Consider the following 18,418-nt stretch of genomic DNA (forward strand, 5'->3'; position numbering starts at 1 on the left):
TCAAGATTATATAAGGGGGGATGCGTAATCTTCGATTTCCAGATGAATCCGCCTTGTAGACGGACTCATCGTTACTTCAGAGGGGCGATGGTGGTCTCCAGCTCAGCCAGAGCCTCTTCAGGTGATTTGGCGCCGCCGATAACCTCAGAGGTGGCCATGTTGAGCGCGTTGGCAACTTCGATGGAATAGCCGGTATCGGGCGGCGACACAAGCGCTGGAGCATTTTCCATCAAATCGTTCAATTCCAGCGAGAGCGGAAGCATGGTCTCCTTGTCGATCCCGTCTTTGGTAATCGGTACAGCTCCGGCATCGGACAGCTTCTTGGAGGATTCGGCGGAGCTGTAGAGCTTCATGAATTCAATGGCCTCGTCGATCAGCTTGGAGTTTTTATTGACCACCATTCCGTTCAACACGCCGATTACACTGTCCTGATTGCCTTTGCCGTCCGGTATGGCAGGAGTATTGAAGTAGCCAAGCTCAAGTTCCGGCGTCTCTTCGACTGCGGTCGGAGCGAGCCAGCTGCCGATCGGGTGCATGGCACCGCTGCCGTTCAGGAACAGCATGTCCGCCTCACTGTCGCTTGCGGCAGTTACATTCTCGTTAATATAGCCTTTATCCCAGAGTTCCCGTACGTAACCGTAGGCTTTGACAAAATCAGGCGAATTGAACGGCTGCTTCAGCTGCATAGCTTCACTGTAGGCGTCTTCGCCCACAACCCGGGAAATAATATGGGCGACCCAGTTGCCGGCCGTCCACAGATCGGAGTTGCCGATCACGAGCGGGGTGATGCCTGCCTGCTTGATGGTCTCGCATACCTTAAGGAATTCCTCCCAGGTGGCCGGCGGCTGAAGGCCCAGATCATTGAATACCTTTTTATTGTAAAAGATTACGTTCGTCACATCGCCCGCAGTTGGAATCATATACGTCTTGCCGCCAGTAACCATACCATTGAAGGTACCCTCCGCGAACATATCCTTCAGTCCTGAGCTTTGAAGCTGCTCTGTAATATCCGCCGCATAACCGTCCGTTACTCTTGTCTGCAGGCGCTGCCCCGCCCATTCAAAGTACAGGTCAGGAGCGTTCTTGCCGCTTAGCAGATTTGGCAATCCGATCGTCTGATAGGTGTCATCATCCTGATAGCTGAATTCCACCTTAATCCCCTGATGCTGCGCTTCAAACTCCTTGCCGATCGTTTCCCAGACCTTGATCAATCCTTCGCCGGGCGAACCCATAGCAATACGGAGTGTTTCCGGTCTTGCACCGGAGCCTCCGTTATTGGCCGGGCTGTTACTAGAAGCGGCAGAAGAGCAGCCCGTTAAGGCGGTAACCAGCATCGTTGAGATCAGTGCAATCATCCGTTTGTTCATTCGTTAATCGCTCCTTTGATTTGAATTGGCAAATAAGTTGACGCGACTCCGCCCTTTATCCTTAGTCCCTACTCTCCCCTACGTATTCACACTCCTTAATGTAATGTTATATGACTCGTCTGAGTGAGGTGTTTCTGGTTTTTGTGTGTGATTGGTTGAGGAATGAATATTTGTAGTAACAATATTGCTTTCATTATTCATGATAGCAAGGAGCCTGTCAATTGTTTTTTCATGCAAAAAGACATATAAAAATCATTTTCTCCACAAAGTAAGCAGTAAGTATTTTTGACCAATGGATTATTGTAAGCGCAAACAACATTGATTTCACATGGAAATTTACGATGTTATGGGAGTTTATGGAAAAGGGAAGAAGAATATCTCTCTATTTAATAAATGTATTGACAATTTGTTATGATTAAAAATAGAATGTGGGTAAATGTTACTACAATAACATTGATTATATGACATGGAGGTGACATCATAAAACCTGCCCATTTGAAAAGATAACCTGAAAAGGATGTCGCCCCTGGAGATTATGCAGCACATGCTTCCGAAGCAGTTGTGTACGAAGTTATCTGCTGAAGTACCGCTTAACAAAACCTTGAGGAGGAGTGCATATGAAGTTCAAATGGAAGCAGACGCTTGGAGTATTCGCCGTAGTGTCATCCGTGGCGTTTACGGGCGTGTCCACAGCATCTGCAGAAGTAGCGGAGAAGATTCCTGCATGGGCCGCAGAGGAAATAGCCTCGTGGAAAGAGATGGGGCTGCTCAAAGGCAATCAGGAAGGTCTCGTTCTGCCGAATGACGGAATCAGAAAAACAGAATTCGTCGCCCTGATTAACCGGATCTTTAATTTCAGTGAGGAGAGCGGCCAGAGCTTTACCGACGTCCCTAAGACGGCATGGTATGCCTCTGACATCAGCAAAGCGGTTGCTGCCGGTGCTCTTATTGGTAATGGCGAAGGCAGGATCCATCCGCTGGAGGTTCTGACCCGTGAGCAGGCGGCGCTGATTCTCAGCAGAGTATTTAATGTTACAGCCTCCGGAAATTCCTTCGTGCCGTTTACCGATGATGCTCAACTTGCGGGCTGGTCCAAGGAAGCCGTGTATGCTATGAAGGAAGCCGGTTATGTGGCGGGCACACCGCAAGGCGCGTTCCAGCCCAAGAAGGCACTGACGCGGGCCGAGGCCGTGAAGATGATGAATAACACCATGGGCCTCTTGGTTGCCGATGGCGGAGATCATTCGGGAACCTCCGGCAGCAACCTGATTGTGAACACAGCAGGCGGCACATTATCGGATCTGAACTTCTCGGGGAATGTATATATTACTCCGGGCGTTGGCGAAGGTAATCTGAGTCTCATCAACGCAAAGATTGGAGGCGTCGTTTACATAAACGGCGGCGGTATGAACAGCATCACCTTAACGGACAGTCATGTGGGCAGAATTGTAATCAGCAAGCCCGCCTCTCCGGTAAGGGTTCTGCTGAAGGGGAAAACAACAGCCGGGAAGATTGATGTAACTTCTGCTGCCCGGATTGTGAATGAATCGGATCAGACGGTAAGTACCGTTAACGTGTTTACGGGGGCCTCCGCAGATGCTGTCTCTGTGTCAGGGAATGTAAATGAACTGAATGTGATTGCACCGGCGAGCTTCACGCTGGAGGGCGGCCAGATTGGAAGCTTCAACGTCTCGTCTAAAGCAAGCGGCTCAGCGATTAAGCTGAATAAAGGCGGGTTTGTCAAGAAAATGACCTTGAACAGCGCTGCTGCCGTAACCGGCGAAGGGACAATCACGGAAGCTGTGGTCAATGGAGAAGGCGTGTCTTTCTCTGTCAAGCCGGACAAGCTGACAATGAATGCTGAGAAGGTGCGCATAGGCGGACAAGACTTTGATGCTTCAGGTCATCTGATCACTTCGGCGGCCGGCAATTCGGGAGGGGCCGGTTCAAGCGGCGGCACGGGAAGCTCACCCCCTACTCCCACTCAGGCTCCAACCCCCAGCCCGGATACAGGGAGTCCAACGCCGACGCCAACAACGAAACCAACGCCGACACCGACACCAACAACGAAACCAACCCCGACGCCGACAACGAAACCAACCCCAACACCTGAGCCCAAAGCTCCGGAGATGTATACCTATGCTGAAGCCTTAAGCTCGTTCAGCTCCACAGGAGCGGAAGGATTGGCCAAGCAATACCTGACCTTCCTCCAGGACCCTTCATACACGCCTTCGATAGCGAACAAGGATGTGACCATGCCGAACCTTGTGAATGCAATAACCTTTGTAAACTATGAATTTAATATCAAACCTTCCATATTTGCTTCTATGCGGGGGATTAACACCTCTGTATTGGACAAAACCCGGACTTATTTGTGGATCGGAACAGACAGCGGAGTCACCAAAATCAATCTCAAAAGTAATGAAATGACCAGTTATTCCGCACAAGGCAAGCAATTGTACGATGACAAGGTGCTTCTGCTTTTACCGGATGAAAGTACGGGTGTACTGGCTATTACACAGACCGGCGTATCGCATATCTACCAATAAGGAAAGGGGAGCTTACCATGTACATGATGAAGAGAAATGGCGTGAAGATCACGGGTGCACTGCTTGCCTTAACGTTGTTCGTACTGCCGGCGGCGCCCGTGCTTGCGGAGAAGCTGCCTGGTGCGAGCTACTCTCCTGTTAAGCTGGAGGCTGTGCAGACCAAAGAAATGACCTATTACAAAGCCGGATCCGCCTCCATCCCGGGTACCCTTGAATGGGTCACCGGTGCTGCAGCACTCAAATTCCTGCCGATGTCGGTAACCGGGGATGTAACCAGCGTCGTGCTGGACGGGGGCGTCTACTGGATTGGAACGGAGACCGGCCTGCAGCGGGTTGATTTCGGCGCAAGCGATACCAAGGATATTGTTCAGTATATGGCCGGACCAAGGTATCTGTATGGCGGAGACGATCATGTGACGGGACTTGCCAGTGACGGGCAGAACGGCATTTGGGTCCGGACAGTGAGCGGTGTCACGCATATCGCGATGCCGGAGAAGACGCTGCATGACAAATCGTTTATCTATGAGGATCTGGTGAAGTCGATTCTGGACCGGCGCGGCATGGTTCATGGCGCAGGCTTTACCTTTACGGAGACGGACAGCAAGCTGGATGCGGTTAATTACAACTCTGCAACCGGAGTGTTCACATCCACACCTACCACCAGTGACAATGACGGTCTATGGACAGCGATGTATGCAATGGGGGAGATTTTCCGCTATAAAGCACTGCAGGAGCAGTACGGTGCCAGCCCGGCTTCCGGGGAGCAGGCAGAAATTGCTGATGCAAGAGCGGCGGCGCTTAGAGCGACCAAGGCCGTTCTGCTGCTCGATTATGTCTCCGGACGCGGAAACGGATTTCCGGCACGCTCCTATATGCTGACCAGCGAAGAGAGTGCGGCTACAGTGGGCAATTCAGTGTACGGCTACCAATCCCAGAACGGCTTCTGGTTCCAGAACTTTGTCGGGCCGGACATGATTAACCCGAATGGAATCATTCCAAGCATGCAGCGTAACGACGGGGTTGAGCCTATCGGCTATTCCATGGTGAGGGTAACCAAAGATGCAGAGAACAAAAAAGGCTCCACGCTGTTCCCGAGCGGAGGTACGGATGTGCTCAATTACAATGGGCTTGGGCTTAGTCAAGCCGCCATTGACGAGCTGAACCTGACGCGTCCTGAAGGCCAGAAGCTGGGAATTGATATCAAGACACGGGTTGGAACTACCGTAACCGGCGCAGTCTATCAGGTGCTGCCTGTCATTACAGCCGCCACCAACAACAATGACGCGAAGGAAGATAAAACAACGGGCATCAATAATAAGCCGCTGTTTCAGCTGACAGCTCCTGTCTACGAGCAGATTCCGGAATTCTTCAATGATTTGTTCCCGGATAGCGCCATTGTGGACGGGCATATCGACATGAACCAGATTGTGTATAAGGCAGATACTTCTGCAGATGAAGTGGATGGCCATTATGCCATGTTCTATACAGCTTATAAATATCTGGTCGGTGACAGCACCGATCCTGAACTTCTTGAGCTGAAATCCCTCATTGAAGAAACCACGCACCGCATGACAGAGCTGATTTTGAAGGACGACCATTATTACATTGAGGATGCTACCGGCAAATCAACACAGTGGTCCAGATGGTTCGCCAAATACTTCAACGACAGCCTTGGCGTTATGGAGCAGCAGGTACAGTGGCAGTCCAAGATCGGCGTTGACGAAAAAGGGGATGATGCGCTGTCCTACGGTTACGAAGACGGTCCGCTCAACGCACTGCAAGTCATGGCTGCGCTGAAATCAGCAAGCTATATTGTCGCAGCGAGCTATCCGGCTGATTCGGCCAAGTATGAGCTGGCTTATGAGCAGGCTTTTGCCGGCAGCTACAGCAAGGAAGAGCCGTATATCAACGGCCGGGGCTATATGGCGATGGCGCAGGATTATATTGAGCGCAGACTCGTGCGTCAGGCTACCAATGCTTACAGCGAGAACGGCAACCAGCCGGTAACTATGGATAATGCAGGCGATGGCACGAACACCAATGCGACGCTTCATAATGACTGGACCCAATATATCAATTACTCGGATGAAGAGCTGGGCTGGTTCCCGGTATTCATACTTGTTACGCTTGAGCAGGATGCAGGCAGACATGCACAGATTGTAGCAGCCTATGATCAATGGTACTCCAATGAGGTGCGGGAGGAGAATCCGTTCTACACCTTCCTCTACCAGCTTGCGCATCCGGACAAAACCGATGTCGATCTGCAGTCGGCTGTCCGCTTCCTGTACCGTTTCCCTGAATTCCAGATTGAATTCCCGGTGCAGTGGGACCGTCAGGATGTGCTGTATATTGAACCGGGTGACCGCGATGATTATAAACAGACGAACTACGCACTGGCTCCGGATGAGCGGCGCATTATTAAGCATAACTCGAATCCTTTTGAAAATGACAGCCAGACTACCGGGGCCAATCCGGGGTATAACTACCATTCAGGCGGCATTGAGGCTGGTTCGGTATTCACACTGCCCTACTGGCTGGGGCGTTATTTTGAAATCATCAAGGAGTAACAGGGCTTACTGAACTGAAGGTAACGGAGCCGGAGCGCCCCATGCAGGGGTGCTCCGTATGCTCTCTGCGCTGACGGTCGCCCGGCCTTCCTTCATCCAAACTGTCTCTCGATAGTATAGCTGGGGAAATCGCCCCGGAATACGCCGAAGCTGTATTCCAGCGGGGAACCGTCGGCCAAATACGTAAAAGTTCTCACTTGCAGGCAAGGGGAGCCTTCTTTAACACCAAGCAGCCTGCTGGCTGTTTTGTCCGCGAGTACAGGCTTCAGCTGCTCCACAGAGCGGTGGGCCTTCAGGTTATACTCTGACTCAAGGAAGGAGAAGAGCGATCCATCCTTATATTCATTAATGAGCCCCGGGGCGAGATCCCAGGCAATATAAGTAGTCTCATACAAGAGCGGTTCATTATCGGCATAGCGGAGCCGCAATAGCTGGTTTACCGGTGCTTTCAACGGAATATTGAGGAATTCATTGAGCGGGATTTCCGCAGGTGTCACTTTGGCTTCGATAATTGTACTGGTCGGCTCTTTGCCGCTCATCAGCACATCTTCAGTGAAGCTTCGTTTCTGGTTAAGCTGGAGCTCCTTCCGTTTGACAAAGGTACCCTTGCCCTGGTGCCGCTCAAGAATATCCTGAACCTCAAGTTCGCTGAGCGCGAGGCGGATGGTGGTCCGGCTGGCGGAGAACATCTCGCATAAAGCGGCTTCGGTGGGAAGCTTCTCTCCGACAGCATAGAAGCCGGATTGAATCTGTTTGAGCAGTTGTTCTTTAATATTGAAATATAATGTATTATTTGTTCTCTTTGTCATTACAAGTTTCCTCCGATGCCAATTTGTTATATTATATCACGGAAAAAGAGCCGGAGAAACCATATGGAAATGACGGGATTTTGAATCCAAAATGTGTGCACCCTTTGCCTGGTATAGAGATTCACAAATCATTTGAGCGATTAGAAAATCCAATGAGGAGAAAAAAGGTTAAAAAAGGACATGTGTTTGTAGGAACAATAAATAGAATTGTTATTATAAACATCTAACTGGGGCATTGATAGAGCATTTCAAGAGAGACGGAGGAAATCACAAATGAAGAAGAAACACTTGAAAATCGCAGTCATCGGAGGAGGTTCCTCCTATACGCCGGAGCTTGTTGAAGGTCTGATCCGGTATCATGATGAATTTCCGGTTGCTGAGCTGTATCTGGCAGATATTGAAGCAGGGGCGGGCAAGCTGAAAATTATAGGGGAACTGGCGCAGCGTATGATTGATGCAAGCGGCAAGCCTATCAGGCTGCATACGACACTGGACCGGCGCGAAGCGATTCGCGGTGCGGATTTTGTCGCTACGCAGATCCGTGTCGGTATGCTGGATGCACGCTCCAGAGATGAGAAGATACCGCTGGCCCACCATTTAATCGGCCAGGAGACGACGGGTGCGGGCGGGTTCGCCAAGGCGCTCCGCACCATTCCGGTCATTCTGGATATTTGCCGGGATATCGAGGAACTGGCTCCGGATGCGTTCATGATTAACTTCACCAACCCGGCCGGTATCATTACGGAAGCTGTCTCGAAGCATTCCCGGGTCAAGTCTGTGGGACTATGCAATCTTCCGATAAGCACGAAGATGCAGATCGCTGAGCTGTACGGGGTTCCGCAATCGCAGATGTTCATTGAGATTGTCGGGATCAATCACCTCAACTGGACGACCCGGGTACTGATTGAAGGGGAGGATGTGACGGAGGACTTTCTCAATAAGCTGTCGGGAGCCAAGGGGCCTTCGATGGCCAACATCCCCGATCTGGAGTGGGATTCGGAGTTCATTCAGTCCGTGGGTGCACTTCCTTGCCCTTATCACCGTTACTACTATATGAAGGAAGAGATGTACCGCGAGATCTCTGAGCATTACCAGGAGAGCGGCAAGACACGTGCCGATGATGTGAAGGAAGTGGAAGCCGAACTATTCGAGATCTATAAGCAGCCTGAAGTGAACAGTAAGCCGGCTCAATTGGAGCAACGCGGCGGTGCCTACTATTCGGAAGCGGCGGTTCAATTGATGAAGTCCATCTATAATGATACCGGTGATATTCAGACCGTCAATGTGCGTAATCAGGGGATTATTCCGGATCTTCCGGGTGATGTCTCGATTGAGATCAACTGTGTCATCAAATCCGACGGGCCGCATGCGCTTGCACCAAGCAAGCCCCTTCCCCCGCAGATCAGAGGTCTGCTTCAGGTAGTGAAGGCTTACGAGGAGTTGACCATAGATGCTGCAGTGAGAGGAGATTATGCCTCGGCACTGCAGGCGCTGACGATCCACCCGCTGGTGGGCGACGAGCGGATCGCCAAGGAAGTGCTGGCCGACATTCTGGAGCAGAATGCCGAATACCTGCCCCAATTCCGGGTGCGGGCAAGATAAACCCGGGAATAACATTATCAGCCCCTTTCTGCAGCGCCGATTAGCTGCTGAAAGGGGCTGATGTTATGCATGGCAGCCGTGTGTCCTGTTATACAGGGACTTCCCGGGTGCTGTTCTCCATCGGGGATTTGCAGAGCGGGCAGGGCTTGGAGGTCAGATGATCCTCAGCCCCGCCTGCCTTCATCCGGGTCCAGCCCGGGCAGGCTTTGCCGGTGCATGTCCAGACCGGGACAGTATGTGTTCTCGCTGCGGCTGAACCCGGGGCGCTGCTGCGGGTGATAGGCATTCTGCCCGGGCTGCTCCCTCCGGCGGCCGGAGCTGGTGCCTGCGGGCGCGCCGCCGAGCGGAAGGCCGCGAGCATGAAGCGTGAGACCTCCGCCTTCTTGCCCCGATGCCTGGCGGGCGAGCTGATGAACAGCTCCTCCTTGGCCCGGGTAACGGCCACATAGGCGAGCCGGCGCTCCTCTTCTAATGCGGCAATGCCCGCTTCGGCTGCGGCTCTGGCCGAAGCCGTGCTGATCACCGTTACCGAAGCCTTCCCTGGCTTGCGGTCCTTGGGGCGGGCCTCCTCCAAGGCGGAGCTGTGCGGAAGTATGCCCTCGGAGGCTCCGATCAGGAAGACTACGGGGAACTCCAGTCCCTTGGATTTGTGAATGGTCATCAGCGCCACCCGGTTGCCTTGCTCCTTCAGCCCCGGCTGCCGGTTCTGCTCATTGCGCTCTGTTACGTTGTCGATGAATTCGAGGAACAGCGGAATCGTAGCGAAGCGCTCTGCCGAGGCCTCCAGCTCATCGAGCATTTCCTTCAGCGTCTCCCGGTGCAGCGTAGCCTGATGGCGCTCGCTGCCTTCGATGAAATAATCGTAGAATACCGTGCGGATCTGGCGGATCGCTTGTAGCGGCGTCAGCTCCCGCAGGCCGCGGATCAGGTCCAGCCGCTCGCGCAGCCTGACTCCCTTGAAATCCTCCATCCCTGGCATGGACAGCAGATGAATTAACGGTCCCTGCTTCGCCTGCACCGCCTCCATGCGCCGGATATGCTCCATTCCCTTGTCCCGGCTCATGTAGAGTGTCGGCAGAATATTCTCCATGGCGGCGAAGTCCCGGCGGTTCACCGATAGTCGCAGGTGATCCAGCACCGGAGAGATCAGCCAATGCTCATACAGCAGCTGGCCTTCCCCATAATCTATATAAGGAATATCGCGCAGCAGCAGCAGCTCCAGGACTGCCCGGTTGCTGCTTGTCGCGCGGTATAACAGAGCGAAATCACGGAATTCCCGGGTCCCGCTCTGAGTCTCACGCTCAATATGCTCCACAATCTGCGCGGCCTCGTCATCTGCCGTCTGCGGACGCAGATAACGGGGCGGCAGACCGCTGCTGCGGGCGGCCTGTAGTGTCTTGGCGCGGCGCCGTGAATTATGGCGGATGATACCGTTACCCAGCCCAATGATCGCCGGGCCGGACCGGTAGTTGATATCCAGCGTGATCACCTTAGCCTGCGGATACAGCTTCTCGAACTCCAGGATGAACTCGCTGCGGGCTCCGTTGAAGGAATAGATCGTCTGGTCATCGTCGCCGACCACCATCAGATTATCCTGCGGAGCAGCAACCATCTTCACCAGCTCATATTGCAGCGCATTCGTATCCTGGAACTCATCGACCATCACATATTGATACTGCTGCTGCAGCTCCCGCAGCAGCGCAGGCTGTTCGCGGAGCATCTGGTAGGCGAGCAGCAGCACATCGTCGAAATCGATCTTGAAATGATCGATCTTCCACTGCTCATACGCAGCCAGGATAGCCTTCATCTCCTTCTCTGCTTCTGTAGTTTCCGGCAGCTGCCCGGGCAATCCCATGTTCATCTTGCAGGCCGAGAGCAGACTGAGCAGATTCTCCGGCGGATAGGCATCCTTCGGCAGTCCCAGCTCACGCATAATCTGCTTCAGCAGAATATGCTGGCGGCGGGTCTCGCTGAAAATATCCTGCCGCATCCCCTGCCGCCGCAGGAAATAAAGAAAGAACGAGTGGAACGTACGCGCCTGCAGGCGCGCAGCATCCCCCTCGTTCACCCCGGGCAGCAGGGCAATCCGCTCGCGCATCTCTGCTGCTGCCTTGCTGGAGAAGGTCAGCAGCAGCAGGCGTCCTGGGGCGACGCCGCGCACAGACAGTAAATACCCGGTTCTGCAGATCAGCACCGAGGTTTTGCCGGAGCCGGCTCCAGCCAGTGTCAGCAGCGGCCCGAGATGATGGCGTACCGCCGAGACCTGCGGCGGATTGAGCAGAATGCCCCCGGCCTCCAGCCGCCTGAAATAAGCCGCATCGCTGTCCCCCGGCTGTACCGTCTCCCGGCTCGTCCGGGCTGAGGCTACCTTCGCCTGTGGTATATTCTCACCGCTGGCTCCCAGCGGGATATTATGAAATAAGAGCTTGTTCATTAAGTTCACCTTCGTTTATTCTATAAGCTTATCTGCAAGTTGAAATGAAGATACGGATTAAGGACTAGCCTGCCTGATATTGTATCTTGGGATATCTGGCTGTTGTTGGGAGTGGAGAACCGGTGACTGCGGATCTAATGCTGCGAGTTGGCCTGTGGGGAACTTCCGGGCGTAAGCTGTCGCTCTCCAGTTCTAAATCCTGCACGAAATACAACATTGCCCTCCGAAAATATCGCTAAATCCCAAAGTTGTTGTATACAACGCAGCATTCCACCTTATTTAAGCAAATGATCCAGATAATTGCTGTATTTCAGAGACAATTTCATAATTCAAAACCTGTGCTATACCTGGTTTTTTTGAGCATAGAAAAAGGAATATCTCCCCAAATTCTCGAAGTTACAGGTGACGAAACCAACACCCGAGAATGAAAAGAGGTAATCCCTATCTATTTTCTATTCGACAAGAAGAACTGTTTTCCTTTGAGGAATTGCTCCTGATGGGCCCGGAAGATAAATACAGCCAAATCTTTGAGCACTTAAATCTGGCTCCGGTCTTGTTAGCGCTGGGGAAAAAGACCCTAAGGCTATGTGACCGGCACCCATCTTGCCGTGGATTCCTCCATGGTCGAGGCTTGGGATTGCCAATTTAGCGAATCGGCCTCCAAGCGAAGCTCCGGTGGCCCAGCAACTTCAGTTCGAACTTACCGAGCCTGAGCAGAAGGTTGTGAATGAGCCACCGAAGAAACCCGTTTACAGCAAGCGCGGACGTCCACTGAAACCTATTCCGGATGTATTCCAAGAATTTTCCCTATGTAGCCTTATAGCTTATCCACTAACGTGTCCCAGGTCATCTCAAGAATCCCGGTCATATGGTCAGGTTCATCAGATACGTAGGTTACCACTGCGTTCTTATCCGGCAGCACAACAACATATTGACCATACAATCCGTCGAGACGGTATGAGTTAGGATAGGAGTTTATCCATAGCTGATATCCATAGCCCTGCTGATGGTCTGCTGTAGCAAAGTCAGGGGTGAAATCATCTGTTTTTATCTGAACGGAAGTCGCTTGTTCCACATAACTTGAAGGAATGAGCTGCTGTCCATTCCAAGCCCCTTTGTCCAGGAGCAGCTGTCCGAATCTGGATAAATGCTCTGCGGTTAAGTGTAATCCCGAGAACCCTTGGGGGAAGTCCAGGGGGCATTTGTCCCACTCAGGCTTGGGGATATCAAGCGGCCGGAATATTTTCTCATACAGGTAGTCATCCAAGTTAGTGCCGGTAGTGCTGCTAATGATTCTAGAGAGCATATAGGTGGCTGAATTATCATAGGTAAAATGAGTCCCCGGTTCAAAGACAAACGGCTCATTAAAAAACAACTCACAAATATCCCACTTGTGCCCACTTCTCCAATCTGCTTTGTAAACGGGACATTCTGCATGCCCGGTCCCCATACACAGCAAATGATGAATCGTGATCCGCTTCAGAAATTCTGTATCGTGAGTACAGGCATTTAAGTATTCCGGAAAAAAATCTACAATAATATCATCGAGTTTGAAGTAACCCTCATGAGCGGCAATCCCCACAGCCATGGAAGTAAAAGTTTTGCTTGCAGAATATAATAAGTGCGTCTGTTCCTCCTCAAAATCATGCCTGGCTATTAGCTCGCCGTTCTGTCTGACCACCACGTTCAAAACACGGAGATTCTGTTCATTCGAAGATGCTACCAAGTCGTCTAATAGTACAATGTTCATTGTTCCGCCTCCGCCAGCTGTAAAGTTAAGAGTATTTGGAATTTGTTTAGTCTTACGAGTAAGTTACTTAATTCCAAAGCCTTGCTGCAACTGAGTTTTTTGGTGTTAAAAAAATGAGAACCTTCCCAAATCTCGAAGTGTTAGGTTACCACACGCAACACCGAGAATAAAGGATGAACTCTCAACTTTATAGTATTCGACAAGAAAGCCTTTTTTTCCTTGGAGCATCTCTTAGAATTGTTACCGAAAATTTATAAAAAACGAGTTCAATTAGTAGGATTTTCTAAACTGGTGTGGAGGATAGTCTTCCCCCGGAACCGGTGAACCTCGATTTTGAAGAATAGGACAGCAATTTGAATCCCGGCTTACTTCAGTCTGGAGAGAATGTAATTCACCTTACGCTCAAATAACCGGGGCTTATCTTCCTTGATTTCCTCCAGCAGGAACATCAGACATTGCTTGATTCGTGGCGGCATGCGCACAGCGATCTCAGCGTAATCCCTGCGGAAAGTGTCGTCCTGGAGAATTCTTTGATTCAGCACAATCGCCCAGTTGCGGGCATGCTCCAGCATCTCCGGCAGTGATTCCAGCAGCTGGGTCAGATACATCTCCATCTGGACACTCTCCACAAAATGAACAAGGCTGAACATCACCTCTTCCTGCTCCGTATCATCATCGAATACTTTGAAGATCTGGTGAATGACGGCATCCTCCGTATCACCGGCCAGACCCTCCAGTGCCTGATCGAACTGCTCGCATTCCAACTCGGTGCGCAGCAGCCGGTTCTCATATAGCCGGGCAATCCCGGGGTATAGGTTCATAGAGTAATTCCTCCCAGCAGAAAATAACGCCATTTATCATAAAGTCCAATTTTTGACAGATAAGGCTAATATATTGGACATAGGACTAGCTGATTATAACAGATGTACAAATAGAAGTGAGGTATGGAGGGATATCATGTTTATTCCGGTGCTTATGGAATTAACCAATGCCGAACGGCTGACGCTCATTCTATATCTGGCAGTCAACCTGGGCGCCATCTCATTATTATGCTTTCGGCGCTCAGGAACCGACCGCCACTAACAGGAACAGCCTTCATGCGAAGGCTGTTTTGCTGTCGCTACGCTTGTTCCTTATCCAGAAGATGCCGCAGTCCCGCCGCTACACCATTCTCCGTATGGCTTAATGTAATGAAGTCGGCGGTCTGCTTCAGCACGGGTGCGGCATTCTCCATGGCAATCTTGTACCCCGCCATCTCGAACATAGGCAGATCATTGTAGCTGTCGCCCATCACCGCCACTTGCTCTGCAGGAATCCCGTAATGGGCAGCGAGCATGCTTACACCGGCGCCCTTATTTGCTTCCTCATGGTTGATCTCGATATTGTTGACATGCGATGCGGTAATAATCAGTCCGGGGATGGCGGCGAACCGCACAGAGGCTTCCTTCAGCAGCTCACGGTTCAGCGAGAAAACCAGTGTCTTATAGATCAGATTCTCTTCCTTGCTCCAGACGTCCTCCATCTTCTCCACATAGGTTACCGCTGCCTGCTGGAACTGCTGGTCTACCATCGCCTGGAGCAGCCAGGCCAGTTCCTCGGGAACCTCAGTATCCTTATGAGCAGCCAGCTTTTCCAGTTGTACCCGCTTGTCCAGCTCCACATATACGTTATCCTCAGTGTATACCTCGTAATACAATTCAGGAATTTCATTCAGCCAGCGCAGCGCGGGGATAATATCCTCTTTATTCAGCGGAGTGCTTGCCGCCACCGTCCGGTCAGCCAGCGTGATCACAGCACCGTTAAGACTCACCACAGGGCACTCCAGATCAGCCAGCCGCAGCTGCCGCTCAGCGTCCATGTAGGACCGGCCTGTAGCGATAATCACGATATGCCCCAGGCGCTGTGCTTGAAGAATAGCTTCTTTGTTCTCGTTGCTGATTTCACCCTCCGCATTGAGCAGTGTTCCGTCCATATCCAGTGCAATAAGCATGTGATTGATCTCCTGTTCTATCTGTTTATTTTATCATTATTTACTCGGAAACTTAAAATTAAAGTGTTCATCTATAGTATTACAGAACAGCCTCCTGCTGCATACAGCGTGACGGATTTTCAGAAAAGAGTACTCACGTGGTACAATGTAAGGCAGACCTGTAACCTGACAGCCTGGTTCGTCTTCTGCATGTGAAAGGGACGATGCCCGGGATGCTAGCGGCATGGGGTCGCTATGTAAGGGGGAAAAGATACTGATGAAATCCAGAAATTTAGCTACGATCTCTCTGGCTATTATGGCCTGCGGCTTTCTGTTCACGTTGTTTCTGCCGGAGAATCTGGCAGTTATTCTGCTGAGAGGGGGCTTCGAGGCAGGTCTGGTCGGAGGAATCGCCGACTGGTTTGCTGTGACGGCGCTGTTTCGTCACCCGCTGGGCCTTAGAATTCCGCATACCTCGCTGCTGCTGAAGAACCGGGATAAGCTGATCCAATCCCTGATCTCTGCGATGGAGAATGAGCTGCTGAACAAGGAGAGCATTGAGAATAAGCTGCGTACCTTCAATATAGTCTCGCTCGGAGCTGCCGTGCTGACCCGGTTCTTCTCCAGAAAAAAAGCGCGGCAGGAAGTGCTGGAGCAGCTGAAGGGCTTCGTACTGCGGCTTCCGGTAGAGCAGGCCGTTCCGTATATTCAATCGGCAGCGGCAAGCTATCTGCGTGAAGCTAAGCTCGGAGTCGCCGCAGACACTATTGCCACCAGCCTGATGAATGAGGGCAAGGACATTGCAGCCCTTGATTTTGCGCTGGAGGGGATCTCCGCCTGGAGCGGACGCCCGGAGACGCGGGCCATGCTGGGCAAGATTGCAAGTGAGAAGCTGGCTGAGGTAAAGCTGGGCGGACTGAAGGGGATGGCCTTCCAGGCCTTCGTCGGGTTCGTGGATGCCGATATGCTGGGGGAAATGCTCCAGGGTATGGTGCAGTCAACGATCCGTGACTTTAAGGAAGAGGATAGCCCCTACCGGGAGGAGGTCATCCGGGAGATCCGGGTGGCTCTGTTCCAGCTGCTGAGCGATGAAGAACGGATTGCCTCGCTGAAGAATTGGGCACTGAATGAGCTTCAAGGGGAAGCGGCCGCCGCATTTGTGCTGCAGCAGCTGCAAGGGCTGCGCGGCAAGGCGGTTACGCTGCTGGAAGAGGACCGGGGCCGGGGCGGGCGCAAGCTGTTCTCGCTGTATGCCGCGCTGGTCCGGCGGGTTAGCCAGGAGAAGGAATGGATTCAGACCTCGGAGGACCGGATTCGCGGGACGCTAATCTCCTTCGTGGAAGCTAATCATTACCGGATCGGGCAACTGGTCAAGGAGAACCTCGATCAGATGGACGATGCCGCTCTGGTGAATATGCTGGAGGAGAAGGTCGGCAAGGATCTGCAGTGGATTCGTGTCAACGGGGCCGTCTGCGGCTTTGTGGTCGGGCTGGTGCTTACTGTCATCCAGCTGATCTGAGATTGCTATATCAGGAATTCATAAAGGCAGCAAGGCAGTCCCCGGTCGTCCGTGATGACGGAGAGCGGGGGGATGCTTTGCTGCCTCTTTCATAGACGCCCTATAGCTGGTTCTTGCCGTTGCTTATGGTGAAAACCTCCTGTACCGGCAGGACAAAGATTTTGCCGTCGCCGAAGGAGCCATGCTCACCGGATCTGGCCGTACGCATAATAATGCTGATGACGTCATCTTTGTCTTCATCCTGAATGACGATCATCAACAGTTTTTTTGAGATTTGATTGTAATGGTTGGTTCCGACCTGAATGCCCTTTTGCTTGCCGCGCCCGAGCAGATCCATTTTGCTGATGGAGGGGAAGCCGGCCAGCAGCAATTCGGCCATCACGTCATCCGCTTTCTCAGGTCTTACGATAGCTTTGATCATTAACATAACGATGCACCCTTTCTACAGCGAATAATAGGTTGTAGGGGGTTGCCAATATCTCGGTGGCTTACTGTACAGTGCATTTGTTTAATGGCAACGCTTACATGTGTAGTATATTATTAACTCTCGGCTGCATCCTGCGAGAAGGATCACAAAATCCGTATGACACATTGTCGCATCTTGACTGGGCTTACAGTTCGGCACTGTCCGCTCTCGAGGAAAGCACTGTAAGGTAAAGTGTTATGCCCTTTCATTAACCTGAGTAGCCCTCAAGCAGAAAGCCTCCTCTGGTTACCGTGATCCCGCCAGCTTCAAATAAATATTCTCCAGCAGCTCTGCGGTGTGCTGCCACTCATACATCTGCAGCGCATCGCTTCTTCCCTGTAGTCCGATCCTGGCGGCAAGGTCCGGATTGCGGCCGATCTGCAGCATACGGCTGGCAAAAGCAGCAGGGTTCCTGTACTGCTTCACCAGATAGCCGTTACGGCCCGAATCGATAATCTCCCGGATTCCGCCGTTGCTGGAGGCAATAACCGGCAGCCCCGAGGCCATAGCCTCCACATTCACCAGCCCGAAGGCTTCATGCTGCTGGGATGGGCAGATGAAGCAGTCGGCGGCTTGATACATACTATGGATATCCTCATGAGGAATATTGCCGAGAAAAGACACCTGTACGCCGAGACGCCGGGCAAGGGCTCTCAGCTGCCGGAGATATGGCGGCTTCCCCTTGCCTGCAATCAGCAGCCGGGCAGGCATATGCCGGTTCAGGCGGTGCATGGCGCGGAGCAGTACAGGCACTCCCTTGCGCGGAATGACCCGGCCTACGAACAGGACTGTGAAGCCGGGGCCAATACCATGCAGCGTGCGCAGACGCGCCTTCTCCTGCGCAGACACAGGGGTGAAGCGCGACAGGTCTGCTCCCAGAGGAACTACGCGGAGCTTGCTGCGGATGCCGGGGAATCTCCGGATAAGCCGCTGCTCCAGGGAGCTGCTGTTGACCGTGACGGCATCGGCCAGGGCCAGGCTGCGGGAGATACCGGGCTCCTGCGGGACGAATGTGAGAGAGTGGAGGAATATCAGCACCGGAGTGCCGGGGTACTGCCGCTTCACAGCCGCCGCCAGCCGCGGCCGGTTATCGATCTGAATAAGGTCGAACGGCTCGGCAGCTTCCAGGAACGTAAGAACGGAGCTGCGGTACCGGGAAGGGGTGCCTGAGGGCAGCCGGATGAACTTGACCTGCTCTATCTCTTCCGTGTCTGGAAGCCCAGAGGCTCTTCGGCTCACAATGGTTACCTTATGTCTCTTGGCCACCCTCCGGGCGATATTCCAGATGCAAATCTCCACCGAGCCGTCCCCGGGAACCGTGAACTGCTCCGGTGCAATCATGCAGATGTGCATTGTAGCTGCTCCTCCCGCTGCATAGTAGATAGG

At 52.5% G+C, this 18,418-nt stretch carries 13 protein-coding genes; 5 read left to right on the forward strand and 8 right to left on the reverse strand.

Translation table 11 applies throughout. The features are described from left to right. Positions 1-71: 71 nt before the first annotated feature. Positions 72-1,367: an extracellular solute-binding protein gene (locus NST43_RS00090; RefSeq protein WP_339221734.1), complete on the reverse strand. Its 1,296-nt coding sequence runs from the start codon at positions 1,365-1,367 to the stop codon at positions 72-74. Positions 1,368-1,984: 617 nt separating this feature from the next. Between NST43_RS00090 and NST43_RS00095 the strand changes: the two genes are divergently transcribed. Together NST43_RS00095 and NST43_RS00100 are read left to right on the forward strand one after the other, a co-directional pair. Further along, positions 1,985-3,916: an S-layer homology domain-containing protein gene (locus tag NST43_RS00095; RefSeq protein ID WP_339221735.1), complete on the forward strand. Its 1,932-nt coding sequence runs from the start codon at positions 1,985-1,987 to the stop codon at positions 3,914-3,916. Between the two features lie 23 nt (positions 3,917-3,939). Next, entirely contained in the window at positions 3,940-6,483 is a 2,544-nt protein-coding gene (locus NST43_RS00100; RefSeq protein WP_339221736.1) for a hypothetical protein, read from the forward strand. Between the two features lie 92 nt (positions 6,484-6,575). Here the strand turns inward: NST43_RS00100 and NST43_RS00105 are convergent, their stop codons facing one another. After that, positions 6,576-7,292: a GntR family transcriptional regulator gene (locus tag NST43_RS00105; protein WP_036723582.1), complete on the reverse strand. Its 717-nt coding sequence runs from the start codon at positions 7,290-7,292 to the stop codon at positions 6,576-6,578. A 273-nt stretch (positions 7,293-7,565) separates the two neighbouring features. Here NST43_RS00105 and NST43_RS00110 point away from each other — a divergent pair, with 273 nt between their 5' ends. Then, positions 7,566-8,894: a 6-phospho-beta-glucosidase gene (locus tag NST43_RS00110; protein ID WP_339221737.1), complete on the forward strand. Its 1,329-nt coding sequence runs from the start codon at positions 7,566-7,568 to the stop codon at positions 8,892-8,894. Between the two features lie 88 nt (positions 8,895-8,982). Here the strand turns inward: NST43_RS00110 and NST43_RS00115 are convergent, their stop codons facing one another. The 3 genes from NST43_RS00115 to NST43_RS00125 form a co-directional block, all read right to left on the reverse strand. After that, positions 8,983-11,328, reverse strand: a complete 2,346-nt coding sequence (locus NST43_RS00115) for a UvrD-helicase domain-containing protein (RefSeq protein WP_339221738.1) — start codon at positions 11,326-11,328, stop codon at positions 8,983-8,985. Between the two features lie 817 nt (positions 11,329-12,145). Then, positions 12,146-13,078: a serine hydrolase gene (locus NST43_RS00120; RefSeq protein WP_339221739.1), complete on the reverse strand. Its 933-nt coding sequence runs from the start codon at positions 13,076-13,078 to the stop codon at positions 12,146-12,148. Between the two features lie 365 nt (positions 13,079-13,443). Next, positions 13,444-13,899 carry an Imm30 family immunity protein gene (locus tag NST43_RS00125; RefSeq protein WP_339221740.1) on the reverse strand — a complete coding sequence of 152 codons (456 nt, stop codon included), beginning with the start codon at positions 13,897-13,899 and terminating at the stop codon, positions 13,444-13,446. Between the two features lie 136 nt (positions 13,900-14,035). Here NST43_RS00125 and NST43_RS00130 point away from each other — a divergent pair, with 136 nt between their 5' ends. Beyond that, positions 14,036-14,161: a hypothetical protein gene (locus NST43_RS00130; RefSeq protein WP_339221741.1), complete on the forward strand. Its 126-nt coding sequence runs from the start codon at positions 14,036-14,038 to the stop codon at positions 14,159-14,161. 37 nt (positions 14,162-14,198) lie between these two features. Here NST43_RS00130 and NST43_RS00135 read toward each other — a convergent pair whose 3' ends face one another. After that, positions 14,199-15,068, reverse strand: coding sequence for a Cof-type HAD-IIB family hydrolase (locus NST43_RS00135; protein ID WP_339221743.1), 870 nt, complete (start codon positions 15,066-15,068; stop codon positions 14,199-14,201). 256 nt (positions 15,069-15,324) lie between these two features. Here NST43_RS00135 and NST43_RS00140 point away from each other — a divergent pair, with 256 nt between their 5' ends. Then, on the forward strand, positions 15,325-16,566 hold the full coding sequence (locus NST43_RS00140; RefSeq protein WP_209992871.1) for a DUF445 family protein: 1,242 nt from the start codon (positions 15,325-15,327) through the stop codon (positions 16,564-16,566). A 100-nt stretch (positions 16,567-16,666) separates the two neighbouring features. Here the strand turns inward: NST43_RS00140 and NST43_RS00145 are convergent, their stop codons facing one another. Then, positions 16,667-16,993: a P-II family nitrogen regulator gene (locus NST43_RS00145; protein ID WP_036695584.1), complete on the reverse strand. Its 327-nt coding sequence runs from the start codon at positions 16,991-16,993 to the stop codon at positions 16,667-16,669. 285 nt (positions 16,994-17,278) lie between these two features. Next, positions 17,279-18,385 carry a glycosyltransferase family 4 protein gene (locus tag NST43_RS00150; RefSeq protein WP_339221746.1) on the reverse strand — a complete coding sequence of 369 codons (1,107 nt, stop codon included), beginning with the start codon at positions 18,383-18,385 and terminating at the stop codon, positions 17,279-17,281. Positions 18,386-18,418: the final 33 nt, after the last annotated feature.

This window comes from Paenibacillus sp. FSL H8-0332 (assembly GCF_037963835.1).
GTDB classification, from domain to species: Bacteria; Bacillota; Bacilli; order Paenibacillales; family Paenibacillaceae; genus Paenibacillus_AQ; species Paenibacillus_AQ rhizoplanae.